28 protein-coding genes are annotated in these 24,409 nt (G+C 35.5%); 16 read left to right on the top strand and 12 right to left on the bottom strand.

The genetic code is table 11. The features are described 5' to 3' along the window. Nucleotides 1-12: 12 nt before the first annotated feature. From ACZZZW_RS11995 to murA, 6 genes are all read left to right on the top strand, one after another. On the top strand, nucleotides 13-1,692 hold the full coding sequence (locus ACZZZW_RS11995; RefSeq protein WP_463493686.1) for a helix-hairpin-helix domain-containing protein: 1,680 nt from the start codon (nucleotides 13-15) through the stop codon (nucleotides 1,690-1,692). Between the two features lie 60 nt (nucleotides 1,693-1,752). After that, nucleotides 1,753-2,355 (top strand): DUF4254 domain-containing protein, encoded by a 603-nt coding sequence (locus ACZZZW_RS11990; RefSeq protein ID WP_463493684.1) that lies wholly within the window; start codon nucleotides 1,753-1,755, stop codon nucleotides 2,353-2,355. Nucleotides 2,356-2,389: 34 nt separating this feature from the next. Then, nucleotides 2,390-3,421 (top strand): glycosyltransferase family 9 protein, encoded by a 1,032-nt coding sequence (locus ACZZZW_RS11985; protein WP_463493682.1) that lies wholly within the window; start codon nucleotides 2,390-2,392, stop codon nucleotides 3,419-3,421. Beyond that, nucleotides 3,414-3,911, top strand: a complete 498-nt coding sequence (locus ACZZZW_RS11980) for a SixA phosphatase family protein (RefSeq protein ID WP_463493680.1) — start codon at nucleotides 3,414-3,416, stop codon at nucleotides 3,909-3,911. The genes ACZZZW_RS11985 and ACZZZW_RS11980 overlap by 8 nt, the downstream gene beginning before the upstream one ends. Before the next feature lie 640 nt (nucleotides 3,912-4,551). Beyond that, entirely contained in the window at nucleotides 4,552-5,244 is a 693-nt protein-coding gene (locus tag ACZZZW_RS11975) for a DUF4290 domain-containing protein (protein WP_055903785.1), read from the top strand. Nucleotides 5,245-5,337: 93 nt separating this feature from the next. After that, nucleotides 5,338-6,663, top strand: coding sequence for a UDP-N-acetylglucosamine 1-carboxyvinyltransferase (gene murA, locus ACZZZW_RS11970; RefSeq protein WP_463493677.1), 1,326 nt, complete (start codon nucleotides 5,338-5,340; stop codon nucleotides 6,661-6,663). 560 nt (nucleotides 6,664-7,223) lie between these two features. Here murA and ACZZZW_RS11965 read toward each other — a convergent pair. The 8 genes from ACZZZW_RS11965 to ACZZZW_RS11930 form a co-directional block, all read right to left on the bottom strand. Continuing rightward, on the bottom strand, nucleotides 7,224-8,585 hold the full coding sequence (locus ACZZZW_RS11965) for a pyridoxal-phosphate dependent enzyme (RefSeq protein WP_463493675.1): 1,362 nt from the start codon (nucleotides 8,583-8,585) through the stop codon (nucleotides 7,224-7,226). 155 nt (nucleotides 8,586-8,740) lie between these two features. Beyond that, complete coding sequence (locus tag ACZZZW_RS11960; RefSeq protein ID WP_463493673.1) at nucleotides 8,741-8,926, bottom strand: DprA-like winged helix domain-containing protein; 186 nt, start codon at nucleotides 8,924-8,926, stop codon at nucleotides 8,741-8,743. Then, complete coding sequence (gene dprA / locus ACZZZW_RS11955; RefSeq protein ID WP_463493671.1) at nucleotides 8,911-9,834, bottom strand: DNA-processing protein DprA; 924 nt, start codon at nucleotides 9,832-9,834, stop codon at nucleotides 8,911-8,913. The genes ACZZZW_RS11960 and dprA overlap by 16 nt, the downstream gene beginning before the upstream one ends. Before the next feature lie 51 nt (nucleotides 9,835-9,885). After that, nucleotides 9,886-10,152, bottom strand: coding sequence for a hypothetical protein (locus ACZZZW_RS11950; protein ID WP_055903776.1), 267 nt, complete (start codon nucleotides 10,150-10,152; stop codon nucleotides 9,886-9,888). 146 nt (nucleotides 10,153-10,298) lie between these two features. After that, nucleotides 10,299-11,789 carry a S41 family peptidase gene (locus tag ACZZZW_RS11945; RefSeq protein WP_463493669.1) on the bottom strand — a complete coding sequence of 497 codons (1,491 nt, stop codon included), beginning with the start codon at nucleotides 11,787-11,789 and terminating at the stop codon, nucleotides 10,299-10,301. Nucleotides 11,790-11,791: 2 nt separating this feature from the next. Beyond that, a complete protein-coding gene (locus ACZZZW_RS11940; protein WP_463493667.1) occupies nucleotides 11,792-12,400 on the bottom strand; it encodes an HAD hydrolase-like protein in 609 nt (202 codons plus the stop codon). Then, a complete protein-coding gene (locus tag ACZZZW_RS11935) occupies nucleotides 12,400-12,879 on the bottom strand; it encodes a hypothetical protein (protein ID WP_463493665.1) in 480 nt (159 codons plus the stop codon). Before ACZZZW_RS11935 ends, ACZZZW_RS11940 begins: the two co-directional genes overlap by 1 nt. 92 nt (nucleotides 12,880-12,971) lie before the next feature. Then, a complete protein-coding gene (locus tag ACZZZW_RS11930) occupies nucleotides 12,972-13,622 on the bottom strand; it encodes an ABC transporter ATP-binding protein (protein WP_055903763.1) in 651 nt (216 codons plus the stop codon). A gap of 258 nt (nucleotides 13,623-13,880) precedes the next feature. On the opposite strand from ACZZZW_RS11930, the gene ACZZZW_RS11925 reads away from it, so the two are divergent. The 8 genes from ACZZZW_RS11925 to sucC all read left to right on the top strand — a co-directional run bounded on the left by ACZZZW_RS11925 (nucleotide 13,881) and on the right by sucC (nucleotide 19,917). Continuing rightward, entirely contained in the window at nucleotides 13,881-14,516 is a 636-nt protein-coding gene (locus ACZZZW_RS11925; RefSeq protein ID WP_463493662.1) for a hypothetical protein, read from the top strand. A gap of 2 nt (nucleotides 14,517-14,518) precedes the next feature. After that, the gene (locus ACZZZW_RS11920; protein WP_025142943.1) at nucleotides 14,519-14,815 is read left to right on the top strand and encodes a winged helix-turn-helix domain-containing protein; all 297 of its coding nucleotides are present in this window, start codon (nucleotides 14,519-14,521) and stop codon (nucleotides 14,813-14,815) included. Nucleotides 14,816-14,858: 43 nt separating this feature from the next. Beyond that, nucleotides 14,859-15,170: a hypothetical protein gene (locus ACZZZW_RS11915; protein ID WP_463493659.1), complete on the top strand. Its 312-nt coding sequence runs from the start codon at nucleotides 14,859-14,861 to the stop codon at nucleotides 15,168-15,170. Between the two features lie 2 nt (nucleotides 15,171-15,172). Further along, nucleotides 15,173-16,738, top strand: a complete 1,566-nt coding sequence (locus tag ACZZZW_RS11910; protein ID WP_463493657.1) for a DUF4153 domain-containing protein — start codon at nucleotides 15,173-15,175, stop codon at nucleotides 16,736-16,738. A 16-nt stretch (nucleotides 16,739-16,754) separates the two neighbouring features. After that, the gene (locus tag ACZZZW_RS11905; RefSeq protein ID WP_463493655.1) at nucleotides 16,755-17,303 is read left to right on the top strand and encodes a hypothetical protein; all 549 of its coding nucleotides are present in this window, start codon (nucleotides 16,755-16,757) and stop codon (nucleotides 17,301-17,303) included. A gap of 144 nt (nucleotides 17,304-17,447) precedes the next feature. Beyond that, nucleotides 17,448-17,756, top strand: coding sequence for a hypothetical protein (locus ACZZZW_RS11900; RefSeq protein ID WP_463493653.1), 309 nt, complete (start codon nucleotides 17,448-17,450; stop codon nucleotides 17,754-17,756). A gap of 110 nt (nucleotides 17,757-17,866) precedes the next feature. Beyond that, complete coding sequence (locus ACZZZW_RS11895; RefSeq protein WP_463493651.1) at nucleotides 17,867-18,553, top strand: hypothetical protein; 687 nt, start codon at nucleotides 17,867-17,869, stop codon at nucleotides 18,551-18,553. 164 nt (nucleotides 18,554-18,717) lie between these two features. Next, nucleotides 18,718-19,917: an ADP-forming succinate--CoA ligase subunit beta gene (sucC, locus tag ACZZZW_RS11890; RefSeq protein WP_055903741.1), complete on the top strand. Its 1,200-nt coding sequence runs from the start codon at nucleotides 18,718-18,720 to the stop codon at nucleotides 19,915-19,917. 388 nt (nucleotides 19,918-20,305) lie between these two features. Here sucC and ACZZZW_RS11885 read toward each other — a convergent pair whose 3' ends face one another. From ACZZZW_RS11885 to ACZZZW_RS11870, 4 genes are read right to left on the bottom strand one after another with little or no spacing between them, the layout of a single operon-like run. Beyond that, nucleotides 20,306-20,512 (bottom strand): helix-turn-helix domain-containing protein, encoded by a 207-nt coding sequence (locus tag ACZZZW_RS11885; RefSeq protein ID WP_082458621.1) that lies wholly within the window; start codon nucleotides 20,510-20,512, stop codon nucleotides 20,306-20,308. A 4-nt stretch (nucleotides 20,513-20,516) separates the two neighbouring features. After that, on the bottom strand, nucleotides 20,517-21,008 hold the full coding sequence (locus ACZZZW_RS11880; RefSeq protein WP_463493648.1) for a DUF2975 domain-containing protein: 492 nt from the start codon (nucleotides 21,006-21,008) through the stop codon (nucleotides 20,517-20,519). A 2-nt stretch (nucleotides 21,009-21,010) separates the two neighbouring features. Continuing rightward, the gene (locus ACZZZW_RS11875) at nucleotides 21,011-21,604 is read right to left on the bottom strand and encodes a hypothetical protein (RefSeq protein WP_463493646.1); all 594 of its coding nucleotides are present in this window, start codon (nucleotides 21,602-21,604) and stop codon (nucleotides 21,011-21,013) included. Between the two features lie 2 nt (nucleotides 21,605-21,606). Further along, nucleotides 21,607-22,023 carry a hypothetical protein gene (locus tag ACZZZW_RS11870; protein WP_463493644.1) on the bottom strand — a complete coding sequence of 139 codons (417 nt, stop codon included), beginning with the start codon at nucleotides 22,021-22,023 and terminating at the stop codon, nucleotides 21,607-21,609. A 372-nt stretch (nucleotides 22,024-22,395) separates the two neighbouring features. Between ACZZZW_RS11870 and ACZZZW_RS11865 the strand changes: the two genes are divergently transcribed. After that, a complete protein-coding gene (locus ACZZZW_RS11865) occupies nucleotides 22,396-23,256 on the top strand; it encodes a sigma-70 family RNA polymerase sigma factor (protein WP_010601359.1) in 861 nt (286 codons plus the stop codon). Nucleotides 23,257-23,662: 406 nt separating this feature from the next. Further along, nucleotides 23,663-24,322, top strand: a complete 660-nt coding sequence (locus ACZZZW_RS11860; RefSeq protein ID WP_463493642.1) for an ATP-binding cassette domain-containing protein — start codon at nucleotides 23,663-23,665, stop codon at nucleotides 24,320-24,322. The last annotated feature ends 87 nt before the right edge of the window (nucleotides 24,323-24,409 follow it).

Genomic DNA, 24,409 nt, shown 5'->3' with positions numbered 1-24,409 from the left:
TTTTACCCCCTTATGGAAAATAAAACCATCGCCCGCACCTTACGCCTTTTATCGCAGCTCATGGAACTGCATGAAGAAAATCCTTTTAAAATAAAATCTGTAGCAAATGCCTATTTCAAAATAGACAAATTGCCAGTGGCTTTAAAGGATAAACCTGTTGATGAAATTGACAAAATTGATGGTATTGGTAAAGGATTGGCTTCCAAAATTATTGAGCTTTTACAAACGGGAGAGCTGAAAGAGTTGAACGAAATTCTGGAAAAAACGCCTGAAGGAGTAGTAGAAATGCTGGCCATAAAGGGCATCGGACCGAAAAAGATTTTCATCATCTGGCGCACACTGGGGATAGAAAGTATTGGTGAATTGTATTATGCCTGTAACGAAAACCGCTTAATTGAGGCGAAAGGATTCGGTTTAAAAACCCAGGAAGAAATTAAAAATGCCATCGAATTTAAACTGGCTGCAAACGGGCGGTTTTTATATGCCCAGGTAGAAGGTTTTGCCAAAATGTTGTTTACTCAACTATCTGCGTGGACGGCAAACATTGAAACTGATGCACTTTTAGCTTTCGCTGGTCAGTACCGCCGTGCCTGTGAAATTATTGATGAATTAGAAATTGTAATCGGTGCAGCACAAATTGATGCCATTAAACAAAACTTACCTGCTTTTGAACCACTTTCACTCATAGAGACAGAAAATTCTTTCATCTGCACCACTGAAGCTGGTTTTAGAATAAGAATTTACACAGTTGAAAAAACTGACTTTTATTTGAACTGGTTTAAACTAACCGGAAATACCGAACACGTGCAAAAGGTTTTGGCTTTGGCTGGTGAAGGGCCTTTTGCCAGCGAAGAAGAAATTTACAGTAAAGCGAGTCTATCATTTATTGCGCCCGAACTACGGGAAGATTTCGACGAGATTGAACTGGCAAAAGCAAATAAATTACCTACATTAATTCAATATGAAGATTTAAAAGGCAGTTTGCACAACCACTCTACCTGGAGCGACGGTGTACATACCCTCGAACAAATGGCGGTATACTGTAAAGAAAACTTAAATCTTCAATATTTAGGCATTTGCGATCACTCCAAAACCGCTGTATATGCCAAAGGATTAAATGAACAACGTGTATTTGGCCAGCACCAGGAAATCGATGAATTAAATAAAAAACTAGCCCCTTTTAAAATCTTTAAAGGTATTGAGAGCGATATTTTAAGCGATGGCTCATTGGATTATTCGGATGATATTTTAAAAACATTCGATTTCGTAGTGGCCTCGGTTCACAGTAACCTGCGCATGGATGAAGCCAAGGCAACAGCGCGTTTGTTAAAAGCGATTGAAAATCCATACACAACTATTTTAGGTCACCCAACTGGTCGTTTATTGTTAAGTAGGGCCGGATACCCGATCGATTATAAAAAAATTATCGATGCCTGTGCAGCAAACAAAGTAGTGATCGAAATCAATGCCAATCCTTTGCGTTTGGATTTAGATTGGCGCTGGCACAGATATGCATTAGAAAAAGGTGTATTGCTTTCTGTAAATCCCGATGCACACCGAACCGAAGGTTTCCACGATATGCATTATGGTGTTTTAGTAGCCCGCAAAGGTGGTTTAAGTGCTGATAAATGTTTGAATGCTTTTACCTTAGAGGAGATAACTGCATACTTTAATCATAAAAGGCCAAATTAACCACGGATGAAAAGGATGAACACAGTGAAAATCTGTGGTAAAAAAACATAACTTTGCCCCATGATAAGTGAAATTGCCAACCGCATATTTAATCAGGTAATTACAGACTACCACAAGTTTGATGATATTGACCATCCGGTTGAAAACCCGTACGACGCCGAAAGTTTGGAGCATCTTTTTTATGTTAAAAACTGGATCGACACAGCGCAATGGCACATGGAAGATGTAGTGCGCAATCCTCAAATTGATCCTGTTGAAGGTTTAAGCTGGAAACGACGAATTGATGCACAAAACCAGGTACGCACTGATATGGTCGAATTTATTGATGGCTATTTCTTAAATCTTTACCAGCGAGTTTCGCCCCTTCCAGATGCTAAAATCAATACCGAAAGTCCGGCATGGGCAATAGACAGGCTTTCCATCCTGGCATTAAAAATTTACCACATGCAGGAAGAAGCAGCGCGCGAAAGTGCTTCAGCAGATCACCGTGCACAATGCCAAACAAAATTGAATGTACTCTTATCGCAGCGTGATGATTTATCAACAAGTATAGATGAATTATTGGCCGATATTGAAGCAGGCAAAAAATACATGAAAGTATATAAACAGATGAAAATGTACAACGACCCGAGTTTAAACCCGGTATTGTATAAAAAAGGTTAAAAAAAAGAAGAAGACCAAGCTGAAAGCGGAAAGCATGTCATCAACCCAAAAAATTATCGTTTTACGTTTTTCGGCAATGGGCGATGTAGCAATGGTTGCCTCCGTTTTACGCGAGTTTTCTGAGCAAAACCAATCTGCAGAAATCATCATGGTTAGCCGGCCTGCTTTTAAACCATTTTTTGATGGGATCCCAAACCTAATCTTTCATGCGATACAACCTAAAACCAATCATAAAGGAATTGATGGCTTGTATAAACTTTATCAGGAACTTCGCAGCTACAAGCCAACAGCAATTGCCGATTTACACGATAATTTAAGAAGCAGAGCGATATCTACTTTCTTTCGTTTAACAGGATTGAAAATTAAGCGGATAGATAAAGGAAGGGCAGAAAAAAAAGCACTAACCCGCGAACACAATAAGATTTTTAAACCCCTTCGCCAAACCGTAGAGCGTTATGCCGACGTTTTTCGTGCATTGGGATTTAACATTAAATTGAGTCATCACATTACTAAATCACCTCAGCCTATCCCGGCGAAGGCCGAAAACTTATATACCGGCAAAACCAGCAAAAAAATAGGGATCTCCCCTTTTGCGCAGCACATTTATAAGGTTTACGCTTTAGAAAAAATGGAAGTCGTAATTGCTTCATTAAGTAATTTGGGCTATGATCTATTTATTTTTGGTGGCGGAAAATCGGAACAGGCTGTTGCCGAAAAATGGGCAGAAACATATGCCAACACCTATAATTTAATCGGTAATTACAACCTTAAAGAAGAACTGGCCATTATTTCGAACCTCGATCTGATGTTAAGCATGGATTCTTCAGGCATGCACATGGCATCTTTAATGGGCGTACCCGTTGTATCAGTTTGGGGGCCAACACATCCTTATGCCGGCTTTTTAGGGTACGGACAATCGGAAAGTGATTGTATTCAGATTGATCATCCATCAAGGCCAAATTCTATCTATGGAAACAAACCCTGCATGTGCGGTGTTGAAAACTGTATAGACTTAATTCAACCTGAAACAATTGTTAACAAAATCAAAGAGAAACTAAATGGCTAAGCAACTATTATTGGTCCGACATGGGAAATCGGATTGGGGAAATTTAGATTTAAAAGATTTCGATCGCCCACTAAATAAACGTGGCAAGGAGAATGCACCAGAAATGGCAGAGCGGTTGGTAAAACGGGGTTTCAAACCAGATTTAATTCTAAGCAGTCCGGCAAAAAGAGCAAAATCTACCGCAAAATTCTTTGCCGAAGCCTATAATATTGATCAGATCCAATTCGAGGAATCTATTTATGAAGCCAATACCACTGCCTTACTGAAAGTAGTTAATGGCTTAAATGATGAAGCTGAAAAAGTAGTGATATTTGGTCACAACCCTGGTTTTACAGATTTTGCAAACGAATTGAGTGATGCAGATATTTATAACATACCAACCGCAGGCATGGTATTAATCTCTTTCCCTTTTGATTCATGGCAAATGGTGAGCAAAGGTACAGGAGAACTGATCTTTTTTGATTATCCTAAAAATAGCGACGAGGTGTAATTGAGGTGAAGGAACTATTTTAATAATTCTAAGCTTACATGGAATAAATAATGAAAATTGCATTTGTAATGCAACGTCTTAGTTTAGCCCCAATAGCCCAATAGTCCTCGTTTGTAACGAGGATTGATGAGATTTGCATTTGTAATGCAAAATCTTAAGTTGATAGCGATAGAATCGTTTTGCTCTTTATAACTATTTTTTACCCGATAGTCCTCGTTTGTAACGAGGTTTGCATTTGTAATGCAAAATCTTAAGTTAATAGCGATAGAATCGCCTTTCTCTTTATCACTATTTTTTTTTCGCCACGGAAACACTGATTTACACGGAAACGGTTTCTCCTAAAAGCACAACCAGAAGCAAAATAAACCCGGTAGTAGCGGCAGCCCCCCGATCCTTTTCATCGGGGCTATAGCGTATAACGGGACAATAAAGGCCAAGAACTTCTGCACCCTAGTTTCCAAAAAACTAAAGCATATATTTTGAATCCAATATTAACATCTCTAATCAAATAATTTTATTATCTTTGACTATATAAAACGAAATTCTGGCAATAGACATTTCGGTGAATTCATAACCTAATCTCCTCTGGTTATTTCATAATTCGTATCGCCAGAAAATTTATCCATTAATTTATCTGTACATGAATTTTGATTATAATACTACGCGTAGCCATTTAATTCTATCCGAATATGGCCGTAACGTACAAAATATGGTGAAGTATATCTGCGAATTGCCCACCATTGAAGAACGCAATAAATATGCCCAGGCGGTTATCGACCTGATGGGATTTTTGCAACCGCATTTGCGCGATGTTGCCGATTTTAAACATAAACTTTGGGATCACTTACACATTATTTCGGGCTATCAAATTGATGTAGACAGTCCTTACCCAAAACCTTTGATTGAAAATGCTTACATCAAACCAGAGCCTCTGGCCTATCCTCAACAAAGAATTACCTATAAACACTATGGTAAAACAGTTGAAAATCTGATCGAGAAAGCCATGCGGGAAGAAAATCCTGAATATAAAAAAGTAATGGTTCAGGGCATTGCAAACTTTATGAAAATGGCTTATGTTACCTGGAATAAAGATAACGTAAGTGACGATACCATTATTAAGGATTTAAAATACCTTTCAGGCGGATTATTATCTCTTGATGAAGGTGTAAATCTTGCCAAAGTTGAATTTAGGGCACCAAATCCACGTCAAAGTAACAACAACAATAATAACCGCGGCAGAAGCAACAACAATAACAACAACGGAAAAAACCGTCAAAATAATAATAACAATAATAACCGCAGGCCGAACAATAACAATAAACCTAAATATTAATAACCATCCATCATTTTGAACTTAATTCAGAATCTTTAAAATAGATACTGAAATAAATTCAGCATGACGAACGAGTTAGCAAAAAAAGCATATATGAACGCATTTGAAATAACAGGCGGAATTAAATTAAAAGGCGAAATTACCCCTCAGGGTGCCAAAAACGAAGCACTGCAGATTTTATCAGCTGTATTGCTGACAGAAAAGAAAGTAACCATCAGCAATATTCCAGATATTAAAGATGTTAATAAACTGATTGAACTGCTTGGCGATTTAGGCGTTGCAGTTGAACGCATCAATAAAGACACGTATACTTTTGAAGCTAAAAATATTGATTTAAACTTCTTTGAATCTGATACCTTTAAAGCTAAAGGTGGTGGTTTGCGTGGTTCGATAATGATTGTTGGTCCTTTATTGGCACGTTTCGGTAAAGCAGCAATCCCTAAACCAGGTGGCGACAAAATTGGGCGCAGAAGGTTGGATACCCACTTTATCGGTTTCGAAAAATTGGGGGCTAAGTTTGTATATGATAGTAAAAAAGCATTCTTTAATGTTGATGCAACCAATTTACAAGGTGCTTATATTTTATTAGATGAAGCATCGGTTACGGGAACAGCTAATATTGTTATGGCGGCTGTTTTGGCCAAAGGCACTACCACTATTTACAATGCCGCCTGCGAACCATACTTACAACAGCTTTGCAAAATGCTTAACCGCATGGGCGCAAAAATATCGGGCATTGGATCTAATTTATTAACCATCGAAGGTGTTGCTGTTTTAGATGGAACCGAGCATAGAATGCTGCCAGATATGATCGAAATCGGTTCATTTATCGGGATGGCAGCAATGACAGAATCTGAAATTACCATCAAAAATGTGTGTTATGATGAACTTGGTGTTATACCAGAGGTTTTTAAGAAACTTGGAATTAAATTAGAACGCCGAGGCGACGATATTTATGTACCTTCTCAAAAGCATTACGAAATTGATACTTTTATAGATGGTTCGATTTTAACCATTGCCGATTCCCCATGGCCAGGTTTTACACCCGATTTATTGAGTATTGTACTTGTGGTGGCCACACAGGCGAAAGGAAACGTTTTAATCCACCAAAAAATGTTCGAGAGCCGTTTATTCTTTGTTGATAAATTAATCGATATGGGTGCTCAAATCATTTTGTGCGATCCACACCGTGCTACCGTTAATGGTATCGATAAGAAATATAAATTACGTGGAATCAGCATGACTTCTCCGGATATTAGAGCGGGAGTTTCGTTGTTAATTGCTGCTTTATCAGCTGAAGGCAAATCGACCATTTATAACATCGAACAAATTGAACGTGGCTATCAAGACATCGATACCCGCCTACGTGCCCTAGGTGCGCAGATTAAGCGTGTAAATGCTGATGCACCAAGCCATTAAGGTTAAAGGCGTAAAGGTGGAGGGTAGACGGTAAAACCCAAAGCAAAAACATCAATTATAAGAATGCCCGGGTAAAATTTTACTCAGGCATTCTTATTTTATAAATATCGTCATGCTGAATTTATTTCAGCAACTTATCCCTGAAATAAATTCAGGGTGACAACCAAGAGATTGCTTTATCGTTAGTCAGGATTTTTAACGAAAATCGTCATGCTGAATTTATTTCAGCATCTTATCTTGTCTTAAGACCCTGAAATAAATTCAGGGTGACGATCGGGTGATTGTTTTATCTTTAGTCAAGATTTTTTTGAAAAATTGTCATGCTGAATTTATTTCAGCATCTATAAATCATTTAAAACCCTGAAATAAATTCAGGGTGACGACCGGGAGGTTGACTTTATCGTTAGTCAGGTTTTTAACGAAAATCGTCATGCTGAATTTATTTCAGCATCTTTCATGCTACAAGATCCTGAAACAAGTTCAGGAAGACGATCGCTCGACTTAATCCACTTTCCATCTCACATCTCACATCTCACGTCTCACATCTCACGTCTTCTCCCTTACCCCGATATCGCATTAATAATATCATACTGGGTAATAATCTCAATCTTGCCGGTTTCATCTTCTACTAAAACAGCTGAGTTTTCTTTGTTAATCAGAGATGAAATTTTGTCAATTGATGTATTTAAATCTACAAAAGGGAAAGTAGCTGTCATAATTTCTGAAATTGGTGCAGATTTTAATCCTGGATTTTCCAACAATGCGCTTAAAATATCGCTTTCCGCAATTTTTCCCACAATCATTCCTTGTTGAGTAACCGGAATTTGAGAAATATTCATCGATTTAATCGTATTAATTGCTTCCAATACAGATTTTTGAGCATCTAAGGTTACAATCTCCGTACTTTCTTTCTTAGCAAGGATAGATTTAGCAGTTAATTTTTCATCTTGTAAAAATCCTCGCTCACGTAACCAATCTTCATTGTACATTTTTCCCATGTAGCGACTTCCATGGTCATGAAAGATTACGACAACAACATCTTCAGGTTTTAGTTTATCTTTTAATTGAATCAAACCACCAATTGCTGCACCGGCAGAGTTACCTACAAAAATACCTTCTTTGCGGGCAATATCACGTGTCATTAAAGCAGCATCTTTATCGGTAACTTTTTCAAATAAGTCAATTACATCAAAATTAACATTTGCCGGAAGAAAATCTTCTCCAATACCTTCTGTGATGTAAGGATAAATTTCATCCTTATCGAATATTCCAGTTTCTTTGTATTTCTTGAAAACCGACCCATAGGTATCAATTCCCCAGATTTTGATGTCAGGATTTTTTTCCTTTAAATATTTTCCTGTTCCGGAAATGGTTCCACCTGTACCCACACCAACAACCAAATGGGTTATTTTCCCTTCAGTTTGCGCCCAAATTTCAGGTCCGGTTTGCTCATAATGTGCTTGAGAATTGGCCAGATTATCGTATTGATTGGGTTTCCATGAATTTGGCACCTCACGCTCTAATCGCGAAGAAACCGAATAGTAAGAACGGGGATCTTCAGGCTCCACATTGGTTGGGCATACAATTACCTCTGCACCAAAGGCACGCAGGGCATCAACCTTTTCTTTTGATTGTTTATCAGTTGTGGTGAAAATACATTTGTAACCCTTTATAATGGCCGCCATAGCTAAACCCATCCCTGTATTTCCTGATGTTCCTTCGATAATTGTTCCCCCTGGCTTAAGCTTACCACTTTTTTCAGCATCTTCAATCATTTTAACCGCCATACGGTCTTTAATTGAGTTACCTGGATTGGTAGTCTCTATTTTTGCCAGAATTGTTCCGGGAACGCCTTTCGTTATCGTATTTAATTTAACTAAAGGCGTATTGCCAATAGTTTCTAAAATATTATTGTACCACATGATACAAAATTAAGCAAAGGCATTAAGTATTTTACAAACTAATATTTATTTGAAACATAATTTCGAAAATCAAAAATTTATAGAATTTAATTACATAATCTATAATAATGATAGGCATTATAGATTGATTATTGGGCGAATGGCAATTCCTTTTGTTATGCAAGCTTATAAATTTTACCTGGCAAAGAAACAATTATGCCCTGCATTTCTAAAGTCAGGATCACGATTGCAAGCTTACTCTGCTGAATATTTAGTTGAATGCTAAGTTCATCAATTGAAAGCTGACCATTTTGCAAAGCTTCAACAACTTTTTGTTCGTTTGGCGTTAAACTAAGTTGCAATGTAGTTTGGGCCACTCTTTTTTCTCTTTCACCTCATCATCCCAACCCAAATAATAAATCAGATCATTGGCGTTATTTATCAAGCCTGCCCGATTTGTTTTAATCAGAAAATTACAACCTTCAGAAAAAACATCGTTTGTTCGTCCGGGAAAAGCATAAACATCTTTATTGTAAGAATTGGCTATTTCGGCTGTAATTAGTGCCCCTCCTTTTATCGAAGCCTCTACTACAATGGTTGCGTCGGCAATTCCTGCAATGATCCGGTTTCTTTGTGGAAAATTCTGCCGGTCTGGGTTGGTTAATATCGGAAACTCAGTAAGCAAACCACCATTTAAAACCATTTTTTGTGAAATACTTTTATGAATTTTAGGGTATAAACGGTCAAGGCCATGCCCAAGTACGCCAACTGTTGGAATCTGATTTGCCAAACATTCTTTATGGGCAGTAATATCGATCCCGTAAGCAAGGCCACTTGTAATTACTACATTGTAAGGAGCTAAAACTTCGCATAACTCTTTACACAGGTTTTTGCCGTAAGTTGTTGCATTTCTTGTTCCAACGATACTCACAATGCGTTGATGGTTCAAATCTGCAGTACCTTTGGCGTAAAGCAAGATGGGAGAATCGAAACAGTTTTTTAATCGTTTCGGATATTTTTCGTCTGAGAAGAATAAAACATCTATGTCGTGTTTTTCAACAAAATCCAGTTCCTGCCTAGCTCTTTCGAGGGCATTTGTTCCGTTAATTGCTGCTATTGTTTTCTCTCCAATACCTGGAATTTCCAGCAACTGCTTTTTTGATGCCGAAAATACATTTTCGGCACTTCCACAATATGCAAGAAGGTTTTTGGCCGTTACCGGTCCAATAGATTTAATAAATGTTAAGGCAATTTTATGGAGCGTGCTCATATTTTAATAAGGTTAAATAAATGCGGGATGATTTATTTCCTTAAAGCAAGCTTAAAAATCAATATCGATTAAACTTTTTAATGGAATGTGAATGTTATTTTTTAGTTGTATATATTTCTCTGTAACTGCCCAAACTGTAGTATCAACACGCTTAGGACCAATTGTTGTGTTGAATGTAATTACGGCTTTGGATTTAAATTCGTTACCGAGGCGTTGGGCTTCTTCTAGTTTGGTTTTTAATTCACTGGAATGATCTTCTTTTGAATTGATAATATTTAAATAGCTTATATGTTCCTTTTCTACAATTTCTATTGGCATGGTATCTCTTTAACGATTAATGTTAAACAAGCTTATCAAAATTTTAGAAAATAAACAACAGTATTTATTCAATTTTTGTAATAATTATTAAAAAAAAGGCCGATTTTGAAATACAAAACCGGCCTAAATAACTTATTTATTGTTAATTACTTTAATTTCAGCTTCCTGGTTTCAACCATTCCCTTAAATTCATGGTTTAACTTTTCGTTTGGATTGTCAGTTGCAATTTTTGAGACTCCACTGGTGCTACTTAATGCATTATCTTTGGCTAAAGCCATAAAATTGTTGTTTGCTGAATAATATAAAGCCTGGGCCAACATTCTTTCTTCCGGATCTCCAAAATCTCTGCCTAAATCATCCGTTACATCTTTATCAACTGTCATACCCGAAAAGTAATCACCTTGATCAAGTTGATTTTTGGTTTGAAACTGTGGGATGTACAGATCGTTTTTATCGATTCTTATAGAGAAAAATCCAACAGGCTTACCATATGTTGTTTTACCAATCAATTTAACATCCATTACAGGTTTTAAATTATTAATTAACAGCTCACTGGCAGAAGCTGTACCTCCGGTTACTATAAAATATACTCTTGTTAAGCTATTCAATGCACCACGTTTTTTAAAAAGTTCCTGATTTTCGGCTGCTATTGTTGGTTTATAAGAATAATCAAACAAAGAAAAAAGACGTGTATTGCCCTGGGTATCTTTACCGTAAAATTTCTGGTTTTGTAAAATGGTTGCGGCTCCATCCTGCATGGTTTTGGTCCAATAGGTAGTATACATTATTTTCCCATTTTGTGATGGCGGTGCGATCAGATTTGTAAAGGCCTCAGACGTAGCTACCGAACCACCACCGTTATATCTTAAATCGACAACAAGTTCGGTTACACCATCTGCCGTAAATTTTGCAAAAGCAACGTCCAATGCAGGAACTGCATTGGTGGTAAAACTGTTAAACACGATATAACCTACCTTTTTCGCACCAATTGTATAAGTATTGGTGTATAAAATAGGATTAATATTGTAGTTGGCCCGGTTAATTACAATGTCCTGTAAGCTTCCATCCGTTTTTTTAACTGTGAGAGAAATAGAAGGATTATCTCCAAATATTGAAGCATTTAAGTTAGCAATATCGGTACTGCTTGATCTTGAAGTTCCACCACCGTTAACTTTAGTAATCTGGTATCCTCTTTTTAAACCTTGAACGTCTGCAGGAGAGCCCGGATAAACATATTTCACACGCAGAAGATCAGAGAGATCAAAATTGGCTGAAAAACCATAATCCTCACCTGCCCCACCAAGTTGAGTGGCTACGCTACCATCATCAATAAAAGAATATTTATCCTTTCCTCCGGTGCTCGGTAATAATTTTATTGCCGATAAAACCGCATTATTTGATGCATACTGCCTTGGGTTGAAAGATGCATAACTAGGCATGCCAACATTCCAATAATAGGTTTGTTGGGCGTAGAGGTAAATTGAATCTTTGGTTAATTCTGCCCTTGTTCCGGAAGCACCCTGCTCTACTCCATTGGCATCGCCACCGTTATTGGATTTTTTACATGATGTTGTAAAACCAATAACTAAAAGTAAAGCACCTATAAAAGCATTTTGCGTAATGAAATTTCTAAGCATATTTATTTGTAAATTTCTAGTGACTCAATATACGGCAAATTAATTGATTTAGATTGTTGCTCATCAAAATTATTTGCACCAACAACTAACGCTTTATCGGATGATAAATTATTGTTGTTTAGTATGTTCTGGAAAATTTCTGCTTTAGGCTGATCTAATTCTTCAGCAAAGAAAACAGTAAGGTATTGTTCTAATCCATTCCACTCGGTTTGCTTGATTTTATTCAGCTGTTGTTCCGGATTTCCTGCTGTTACAATAAATATCTGCTTACGATCTACCACAAGTTCCTGCATAAACTCAAGTATATTTTTGTAGAGCAACAGCTTTAATGGTAAGCGTGCATTTTGATACAAAAGATCGAAATTATATTGGTATTTATGATCAATTCCGAATTGCTTTGCCGTTTTTTCAAAAAGTTTGTCTGCTCCTGTATTTTCATACTCTGCCCGCATAAATTCAATTATAGGCTGCGCCCCTTTTTGTTCAGTATACTCTATAAACTGTGCAAAAAGGTAATATACCTGGAGCAAATAATCTTTTTCAGGAAAAAGCACATTGTCTAATTCAAAAATTACAATCTGCTTGTCTTTAACGTATTCGTAAGCGTTCATTAAATTGTAAAAAGTTTTAGTTCATTGTTATTGTTGTAACCGAATACCCCATTAAAGGTTGAAGGTAATTTATTGGCCACCGAATTGCTTTCACTGGAGAAAATGCAGTCGCCATGAATGTAAACCGCAAAATTTTGATAGTTTACTTTTTCCTCAGTGATATAACCGGCAATTAAATCAGCATCAGGAAGCAAAACCTGAATACCATATTCGCTAAACAATACTGAAGATTTAGCCAGGGGTTCAACTTCATAATCATGCAGCGGGATAATACAATCTATTGCTTCTGTAATGCAAAAATTAAGTAAAATATGTGCTATGCTGTCTATATTTAATAAACCGAGCGATGAAAATGCATAGTTTTCTGTTATTATGCCTGGTACATCACCATAATCTGCCAGCAAAACAAAATGGCTCGGAAATGCTTTCATCAACTTTAAAGCTTTGGCATTATTTCCGCCTGTTATCAGTATTTTCAAGATTTAATGATTGAGTGAGTAAATGACTTAATTTTGAATGATTGAATGAGAAATTTAATGAATGCCCGAAAACCTTTTAGAATCCTTTAATCCTATACAATTAGTCCATCTTTCATGCTCACCACCCTATCGCTTGTTTTAGCCAGGTGTTCATTGTGCGTAACAATAACAAACGTTTGGTGAAAATTATCGCGCAAGGTTACAAAAAGCTGGTGTAAGCCGGCAGCATTTTCAGAATCGAGGTTACCAGAAGGTTCATCAGCTAAAATAATCGAAGGATTATTGATCAGTGCTCTTGCAATTGCCACACGCTGCTGTTCTCCACCTGATAGCTGATTGGGTTTGTGTTGAGCCCTATCTTTTAATCCAAATAAATCCAATAATTCGAGTGCCCTTGTTTCTGCCTGTTTTTTATTTGTTTTCGCAATAAATGCCGGGATGCAAATATTTTCAATCGCGCTAAATTCGGGCAAAAGATGGTGGAACTGGAATACGAAACCAATATTCTGATTGCGGAAAGCACTCAACAAATCGCCACTCAATTTATTGATTACCGTTCCTTTTAATTCTACAGTACCATCATCAGGTTTATCCAAAGTGCCTAAAATATGTAATAAAGTACTTTTACCAGCACCCGATGGACCTATTATACTTACAATCTCCCCTTTTTGCACTTCAAAATTTACACCTTTTAAGATTTGTAGATTTCCGTACGATTTTCTTATTCCCGTGGCTTTTAGCATGCTTCAAATTTAGTAAAATGGTTGGTTAGTTCAATAGATCGTTGGTCATTAGTTCATGGGTTAATTGGTTCATAGCTTATTTGGTTCACTGGGCAAAAGTTCAATAGAAAATAATGTACCAAAGATTGATTATCTAATTCCAATGTTTGAACTTCATCATCATAAACTATCCAACCGTTAGCATCAACCAATTTAAATTTAAAAAGATTTGGAAATAACAAATTTCTATTTAACTTTGAAAAACAAAGCACTTTCAAAATGAGTAATCAAGAAGAACAATTAAATGCCTTAAAAGATATCAGACAAATGATGGATAGGTCGTCGAGATTTATCTCTTTGAGCGGCTTATCTGGTGTTTTTGCTGGGGTTATTGCACTAATTGGAGCTTATTTTGCCAACGATGAAATCAATAAATACATAAATAAGCGTGGTTACGGTTATGGTGTTGATGGAGAAATGGATCTTGAATTTAACCTGGTAAAACTTGGTATTTTTGTACTGATTATTGCTTTGGCCGGTGGGATTTTGTTTACTTACAGGAAAAGTCAAAAGAATAATCTTCCAATCTGGGATAAAACTTCAAAATCACTCTTGATCAACCTCATGATACCTCTGATGGCTGGTGGCCTGTTTATTATTGCGCTTTTGATCAATCACCCCAACACTTATAGTATTATTGCACCAAGCTGTTTGATTTTTTATGGGTTATCACTCATCAACGCCAGTAAATTTACTTATAGTGATATCCGCTACCTGGGTTTTTGTGAGGTTATCCTCGGATTAATCTGCATGTTTTTTGTAGGTTATGGCTTAATTTTCTGGGCTTTCGGTTTTGGTGTTTTGCACATTGTTTATGGTCTTTTAATGTATTTTAAATATGAGAGAGGTCAGTAAGGATGAAAAACCCGATAGCAGATTTAAATAAAATATTCGATAGCCGGATCAGGTTGGGCGTAATGTCTATGTTGGTGGTTAATAATGAAATTGGCTTCAACGACCTTAAACAGATGCTAGAGCTAACAGATGGTAACCTGGCCTCGCACCTGAACACTTTGGAGCAGGCCGAATTTATTAAAGTGCATAAAGGTTTTATCGGTAGAAAAACAAGCACTACCTATTCTATTACAGCATTAGGCAAACAAGCCTTTAAAGCACATTTGGATGCACTTGAAAAAATGATCAAGAAACTATAATTTTTTTTAACTATTTACTTTGAAATTCAAAGCACTTTTAAAAATGGAAACTAAAGAAATAAAACGGCCTTTACTTATTGAAACCGGCAAATGGATGGCCGTACTTTCTGCCGCAATTGGCACCATTATACTATTAGCATATTTTGCATTAAAGGTTAGCGAATTGATGTTAGTTGGCTTCATCTACATATATTTTGCAGCCGCCATAAACGGATTATTCTTCCTTGTTCTCCTCCTCGAGTGTTTCAGACAACAAAATCATTGGAGAAAAATTGTAGCAACCATGATTATCATGCTGTTAAATATTCCTTTAGTCATATTCTATATACTCATTGTAAGTTATTTCAATTCTTAAACATGAAAAATAAATCCAACCTCTTGCTACTTTCTACCTTAATTGGCGGACTTCTCTTTAGCTACATTTTTTGGGATCAATGGTTAGCGTTAAACCAATTGATCTATAGTGTTTTTATTATCACAGTTACCATTTTTAATCAAGAGGTAATTAAAAGTACCAAGTTTAAAATGTATACACTGGCACATTTACTTGCAGGCATTTTGGTAGTGGTAAATAATTCTGCACTAACCGCTGTAAGCTATTATGTTAGTTTAATGCTGTTTATTGGCTATACACACTACCCGGCCGTAAAAACCATTTATATTGCAGTTTTGGCAACCATTGTGCAAATGGTAACTGTTCCTGCAAGCTTAATTAAAAGACTGTCGGACGTTAATATTGGTAAATTTAATTTGAAACCCGTTTTCAGGCCGATTAAATACATCATACTTCCAATAATTATTCTTATTGTATTTACAGCTATTTACAGCGGCGCAAACGAAGTTTTTGCACATTACATGGATCTGCTACTCACCAATATTTCTAATTTTTTCAATAATATCTTCGGGTTTATATTTAAGGATTTAAGCCTTGCCCGTTTCTTTCATTTCTGCCTGGGTATATTGGTAACTGCAGGTTTAATAATCACTTTTTATAATAAAAGTATCGAAAAACTGGAGGCCAGCTGTAATGAACAACTTTTACGGATAAGGCGAAGTCAGAAACCGAAAAGCATCTGGTATGAAGTTGCTCATACCTTTACAAGTCAAATTATTACCAAAAAGATGGCTTTAAAAACGGAGTATGTGATCGGTTTTATTTCATTTATTTCACTAAACCTACTCTTGCTCAGCGTTAATTTGATCGACATTTCTACACTATGGTTTGGCTATAAACCTGCCGGTAATTTCTCTTCCGACCTTCATGATGGTACCAATGCATTAATTTTTAGCATTATATTGGCTATGGCGGTGATTTTATATTTTTTCCGTGGCAACTTAAACTTCTACAGCAAAAGTAAAACCCTTAAAACTTTGGCCATTACCTGGATGGTTCAAAATTTTATTCTCATTATTTCTGTTTTTATCCGCGATGGTTATTATATCGAATTTCATGGCTTAACCAACAAAAGAATTGGTGTACTGGTTTTTGCCATTCTTTGTATCATTGGTTTAGCAACAGTTTATTTAAAAGTAGCCAAACAGCGAACCCTATTCTATTTATTTAAAATAAATGGCCATATCTGGTTCGTTTTATTGCTAGTTTTTAGTCTTGTTAACTGGGATGTATTTATTGTAAAATATAATTTAGCCAAAAGTGACCAGGTGGGTGTAGACGCCGATTATTTGCTTTCACTCTCAGATAAAACTTTGCCTATTTTAGATAAAAACCGCTCAAAATTACATTATGAACCTTCTAAAAGGCTTTATGAAAGAGAAATTGCAAAACCGGGAACTGCGAATTTTTATGAAAATAAACTAGACGAACGTATTGGTTATTTTAAAGAACGATATGAAAGCGTAGGTTGGTTATCGTGGAATTTACCAGATTGGAATGCTGCAGAATATTTTGGGTTGAATAAGTAAATCGGGGTTAAACATTATGGATTACTTCATTTACAACATTTTACAAGGCTTGCTACTCGTCACACTTCTAGCAATTCTACCAATAATATTAATTTATTTCTTAGTTAGAAAGAAATCAAACTCAAAATGGAGATGGATAATAATTTCAACTTTAAGCACCTTACAATTATGGGTTTTTTACTCTATTTATATTGCATTTTATCCTCAAGATTCATTTTACTTTGAAGAATATGCAACTGTAGTGGGAAGACCAGCCCCAACATCGGCTGAAATTATTAATAAAATAGCAAGCTATCCGGATATCCATGGGAGCTATAGTTCTGTGTCATTATTAAAATTATCCAATCAAGATCACATAGACTTATACCGAGAAATATCTCAAAACAATTATTTTGAGGGTGCTGAATTAATTTATTCGGAAACGCTTATTGAAATCTTAAACTCAACCGATGCTAAAAATATTGTCTGGAAACAAAGAAAGAAATTAAAGGAAGATATAAACGATTATTTCATCGGATTTTTAAGCGATCAAAAAAGCATCATAGTTTATTATTTGAATGATTAAGTTATTAATTCAAAAATTTTAAATAATTAACCTCTCGCTTTTGCCTAACAATTGTTGGATTTTGTTTACCAGTGAAATTTGCACTGGGAAGCAAAGGTTTGCCAATTGAAAAATTTTAACCGTAAATTATAAATTTATAAAATCATGAAAAATCAAACATCACTTAGTACAAGTAAATTCAGAATTATTATCATTTTGAGTATAATCGTATTTTTACTGGCTATTCCACTTATTGCAATGCAATTCACCAAGGAAGTAGTATGGACATTCTCCGATTTCTTAATAGCAGGAATTTTGTTGTTCAGCACCGGACTAGCTATTGAACTGGTAATCAGGAATCTAAAAACAGGTACTTTAAGAACAATAGTACTTGTTGTAATTTTATTAGCCTTATTTCTTGTGTGGGCAGAATTGGCCGTTAATATCTTCGGAACACCCTTTGCCGGGAGTTAACCTGTTTTTAGAATAGGTTCTAATGTACTGCGAGATACGACATGGCATCCGCAACTTTAAAATAATAAATACTTATTGGCTATATTTCAGCCTAATCAAAATTAACGACAATGAAAAAAGCAATCTCAATAACAGTATTAGGTTTTACCTTACTGGCATCATCTTGTACAGAGGAAACCAAAAGCATATCAACAGATGAAAAAAGTAACATCGAAACTAAAAGTCAGCCAAAAATTCAATATGATTCCCCAATCATTATTGGTAAAACAGATATTATAATATATCCATTAAGGCTTAATGGTGGGGATTATGAAAGTTATAAAAGAGACGTAAATTCCAACTACTGGAACCTCATCTTTCACAATGTTATTTCCGGTAAAAGTGAATTATTGACTAAAGAAAAAGTTATTATCAATTCCTTTGATATTGGTCATGCAAAAAATAATCAAAATACTTTATCCGACCAGTTTATCTACTATACCATCACCGATTTGGATTATGATGGCAATAAAAAGCTAACAGACAAAGATCCTAATAAACTTTACCTCTCTACTTTGGACGGAAAATCATTTATCCGGATTTCTCCAAATAATTACGATCTGTATAGCTGGAAAATAGATGACAAACATGATTTAATATTAATGGATCTGATAAAGGACACCAATAAGGACAAGGAGTTTAATGAAAAGGATGAAATTGAATATTTTACCTACAACTTAAAAACAGGTGTGCTTAAACGTGTTTTTGATCAGAATTTTAAAGAAGAAATTGAGAATTTAGCAAAAAGAGTGTTATAAGGCTTCTACGCGTGATACTTTTATTTAGGTTATACTCCATTTATTAATTTATGCACCACACCGCTTTTAACGATTAACATAAAACGTTCATTTTCTGAAAAAATCGGCAATTGCTATTTGTTTAAAGGGTTTGAAATTGTAGCTTTGGGCAAATTTTGTAGCAAATGAATATTCACGAATACCAGGGTAAACAAATATTAAAAAGTTTCGGTGTTAACGTTCAAGAAGGAATAGTTGCCGATACTCCCGAGCAAGCTGTTGAGGCTGCTAAGCAACTGAAAATAGATTACAATTCTGATTGGGTTGTTATTAAGGCGCAAATCCACGCTGGTGGTCGCGGTAAAGGTGGTGGTGTTAAATTAGCCAAAAACCTTGAAGAAGTTAAACAACGCGCAACCGATATTATCGGCATGCAATTGGTTACTCCTCAAACCGGACCGGAAGGTAAATTGGTGAGTAAAATTTTAGTTGCTCAGGATGTTTATTATCCAGGTGCTTCTGAAACCAAAGAATTCTACATTTCAGTATTGTTAGACCGTGCAAAGGGCCGTAACATTATTATGTATAGTACCGAAGGTGGTATGGATATAGAAGAAGTTGCTGAGCACACTCCACATTTAATTTTCAAAGAAGAAATTGATCCTAAAGTTGGCTTACAAGGTTTCCAGGCTCGTAAAGTAGCTTTTAACTTAGGTGTTAGCGGAGCTGCACATAAAGAAATGGTTAAATTTGTAACTGCTTTATACAAAGCATACGAAGCTACCGATTCTTCAATGTTCGAAATTAACCCGGTATTAAAAACTTCTGATGATAAAGTAATTGCTGTTGATGCTAAAGTGAATTTAGATGAAAACGCATTATTCCGTCATGCTGATTATGCAGCAATGCGTGATGTAACGGAAGAAGATCCAATGGAAGTTGAAGCAAGTGCTTCTAACCTTAACTTTGTTAACCTTGATGGTAACGTTGGTTGTATGGTTAACGGTGCTGGTTTAGCAATGGCTACCATGGATATTATTAAATTGGCTGGTGGTGAGCCTGCTAACTTTTTAGACGTAGGCGGAACTGCAAACGCTCAAACCGTTAAAGCGGCTTTCAATATCATTTTAAAAGACCCTAACGTTAAAGCAATCTTAATTAACATTTTCGGTGGTATTGTTCGTTGCGACCGCGTTGCGCAAGGTGTAATTGATGCATATAAAGAAATCGGTAATATACCTGTGCCAATTATTTGCCGTTTACAAGGTACAAATGCTGAGGAAGCTAAAAAATTAATTGACGAATCTGGCTTACAGGTTTATTCGGCTATTGCTTTAAAAGAAGCTGCTGATTTAGTAACCAAAGTATTGGCTGAACAAGCATAAACTTAGGCTCTAAGTTGAAAAACTAAAGCTCAAAGCAATCATATTTTAAAACCTTTCGGTGAAAACTGAAAGGTTTTTTTTATTTCCATCTTTTAGGGGGGTGTCCGCAAGCCGGGGTATTTTCTAACCTAATCATTACCCAAAACCTGATAGGTTAAAATTTAATAGCCATTTCAGTAAAACGTACTAATGTGTATAAGGTAGTCAATATTATTTTGAAAATTAGGGGTTCTGTTATTATGGCGGCCTCCTCTCCTGCTATCTCTTCAAGTCCTCACCCGATGAAAAATCGGGTTGCGGGCTTTTCGTTCTATCAGGTTTATTTAACATGGGTTTGTAGTTACTCTGAGTCCGATCAAACCTCGCAGGTTTTTGAAACCTGCGAGGTTTACTCTGCACGAAATTCTAAAATATCACCTGGCTGACAATCCAACACTTTGCAGATGGCCTCTAACGTTTCCAAACGGATAGCTTTCGCCTTACCGGTTTTTAATATTGATAAATTAGACATGGTGATGCCTACACGATCACTTAATTCGGTAAGCGACATTTTACGACGGGCAAGCATTACATCTAGATTTATAATTATGGGCATGAGCTTATATCGTTAAATCGTTTTCTTGTTGCAACGCAATTCCTTTTCTGAATACAAATGCAATTGTTAAAAGGGTTAAACCAAAAATCAATAACCAGATCTGAAAATCAACATTTTCAACTATCTTAAATACTAAATCCTGGCGATTATTTAATTGATTTGTGTAAACCATAGCGTTGTAAATAAAAAGCAGGAACGGAATCATTGTGCAATACCATCCCATATGCGTAAGCCGCCCTACGTTTTCAGTACTGAAAACATTGCCAATCTCTATCGAATTAATAAAACGATAAAGATAAATCAATACCCTTGAGCAAAAGAACATAATTATCAATATGAATAAGCCCTGTACTATACCCAACAAATCGCCTTTCCCACCGTCTGCATATCCTTCTTTAAAGCCTTTGGATGCATCTTTAAGCGAAAACAGTATAACGGTTAAAAGTGTTAACAGATAACCCATTTTGATTAATTTAATTTGATTCTGTGTCTTCATAACTAAATGGTTAAATCATTTTCTTGTTTCAACTTTCTTGAATATGAGAGCAGCTCATAAACTACAGTAAAAACAGCTACAATTGATAATACATTCAAATTAACATCTCCAATGCTTGAATAATAATATTTGAATGCATGATGTGTTAAATCATCAACACAATTATCAACAAGAAACTTTGTTAAAAACTTTAAAGCGAAAAACAAAACTGATCCTGCGAAAACAAACTGCCATAACCTATTTTCAGTTAGGTTTTCGAGCCATTTTGGTTTTAGGTAGGCGAGCATAATAATAATCGACCCTAATATCAGGTAAAACAGTGCATTGGAGCCATTATCAACAATTCCATCGTTAGACAAAAGTATAGACTGCAATAATGTTGGTTTAAATTCATATGAACCAATGTGACTATTGGTAAACATTGCTCCATCAATCATCTGTACATCTTTTGGTACATTTTTCTTTACTAAGTGAACTGATATCAATCCTTTATTGTAATCAACGATTGCTAAAATTAAATGGTTGGAAATAAATATTATTGAAATAATTATTAAGCTCAAACCTGCAAATCTAAAAACTTTTAAAATATTGTTCATTATTATATAGTTAAATCGTTTTCTAGTTTTAGCACCTCATTTCTTTTGAGAATAGCAGAAGCATAAAAAATTAACAGGGTGATTATGATAAAACTTCTATTAGGAATAGAAACCATCGGCCACACCCGTGTGTAGGCATAAATAATATATGCAATAATTTCTTTAGGCCAGGCAAACAGGTTGTTTTTAGCTGTTAAGCTAATTAAAATCAATGTAAAGCAAAGCGGAACCCATTTTAAAATGTTGAGCCATTTAATTAGGTTGTCTTTCAGATCGTGTTTTAAAGAAGCTTTTAAATACCATTCTAAAAACACAAAAAATAGTGCATAAAAAAATGTAGATGTTAAACTATACCAGTATTTTGGTCCATTGTTCCTGTCTGCGTCAAAACAGAATAAAAAATAAAATACGGTTATCATGCCGAGTAATCTGACAAAAATTCTTAGGCTTAAAATCTTCCAATAACTGGCAGGTGAATTTTTAAGCTTAAAGATGAGAAATTTAAGAAACGTCATATTTATTTAATTATTTACACCACAAACATAAAAATTTATTTATTACAAATCAAAATATATTTATTGATTTACAATAAATATTAATTGAATAGCAGCTACTACACAACAACATACCTAAACTATGTCAAAAACTTTCTTGGAATGATTTTTGTTATAAGTAAAAGTGTAAAAAACATGTGCAAACGGTAACATTTTCAGCATTTTATCCTTTCGGATTGCCATACAATTTCGTAACTTTGCACACTTCAATAATTAAAGAGCACACAAAACGTATAAATGAGACAACTCAAGATAACGCAATCCATTACCAACCGTGAAAGTCAGTCGTTAGATAAATACCTACACGAAATTGGTAAAGTAGATTTAATAACAGCAGAAGAGGAAGTAATTTTAGCAAGGAAGATCCGTGAAGGCGATCAGGCTGCATTAGAGCGGTTAACAAAAACCAACCTACGTTTCGTTGTATCTGTTGCAAAACAATATCAAAATCAAGGTTTAACCTTAGGAGATTTAATTAACGAAGGTAATTTAGGTTTAATTAAAGCAGCAAAACGTTTTGATGAGACTAAGGGTTTCAAATTCATTTCTTATGCTGTTTGGTGGATCCGTCAATCTATTTTGCAAGCAATTGCAGAACAAAGCCGTATTGTACGTTTGCCTTTAAACCAGGTAGGTTCATTAAGCAAAATCAGTAAGGCTTTCTCTAAATTAGAACAGGAATACGAACGTGAGCCTTCTCCAGAAGAACTTGCAGATATTTTAGAAACTACGGTAGATAAAATCTCTGATACTTTGAGTAATTCTGGTCGCCATGTATCGATGGATGCGCCTTTCGTTCAAGGTGAAGAAAATACATTATTGGATGTATTGGAAAACCACGAACCAAATACTGATAGCTCGTTGATTAATGAGTCATTATCAGAAGAAATTAAACGTTCTTTATCTACTTTAACTGAAAGAGAAAGAGAAATTATTGTTTTATTCTTTGGTTTAGGCTCTAACCACCCACTTTCATTAGAAGAAATTGGTGAGAAATTTAACTTAACCCGCGAACGTGTTCGTCAGATTAAAGATAAAGCGTTACAACGCTTACGTCATACATCAAGAAGCAAAATTTTAAAATCGTATTTAGGATAAGTAATTATCATTGTACAAATAATTGAAAGATCGGCAAATGCCGGTCTTTTTTTTGCCGTTACATAACTAAGTTTATCGTTATGATTTCATATCTTTAGATCATGTCGATTAGCCTCCTCAAAAAATCCATCCCTATATATAAAACCATTTTCATATGGAATATATTGGTAAGTATCTTAACAGTAGTATTTTTCATTTTAAATGGCTTTAAGCAACCGGGTATTTATTCTTTCGCCATATTCCTCAAACTTATAGGCTGGTCATTTTCTATAGGGATATACTTTATGTTTTATTCGCCTACCTCCTATTTTTTTAAGAACCAAGGCATAGGTTTTAAAAAAATCATGATAAACCTAGTGCTGTATGATTTAATTATATTTATCGGAATCTTAATAATAATCTGGCTATGCAAGGACTTTTTATTGATAGTGTTAACCAATCTTTTGCAGGTCGAGAAGTATTAAGCAGTGTTTACCTCAATTGCAAAGTTGGTGAGGTAGTTGGCTTACTAGGCAGAAATGGATCAGGTAAATCTACCCTAATGAAGATCATTTTCGGAAGTGTAAAAGCAAACTTCAAATACCTCAATATCAACAATAAGATCTACAACAAAGGCTACTTATCAAAAAACTTATGTTACCTACCTCAAGATAGGTTTATTCCGGACCAGATTAATGTTGAGCAGGCTATTGATATTTTTTGTAAAAAGTACCGCTCCCTATTATATCAAATTGACTTTGTTGCCAATCATCGGCATTCGAAATTTTATAATTTATCAGGCGGCGAATGCCGTTTTTTAGAATGCTTACTAATGATTTACAGCGGTACTGAATATGTATTACTAGACGAGCCGTTTTCGCAATTATCGCCTTTATGGGTAGAGGAACTGAAAAACCATATTAACCGGGTAAAGGCCTATAAGGGTTTTATAGTTACTGACCATTATTATCAATCCATTTTAGAGGTTTCAGATCGGATTGTACTACTGCACAATAGATGCAATTATGATATTAAAACAGAAGATGATTTAGTGTTACATGGCTACTTACCAGGATTTGCTTTATAAATTAATGAAGCAGTCGTCCTGCTGAATTTATTTCAACATCTACTGAAACACAAGTTAAAGATCCTGAAACGAGTTCAGGAGGACGAT

The sequence above is a fragment of the Pedobacter sp. AC379 genome, from assembly GCF_979258145.1.
This window is presented reverse-complemented; position numbering and strand designations above follow the sequence as displayed.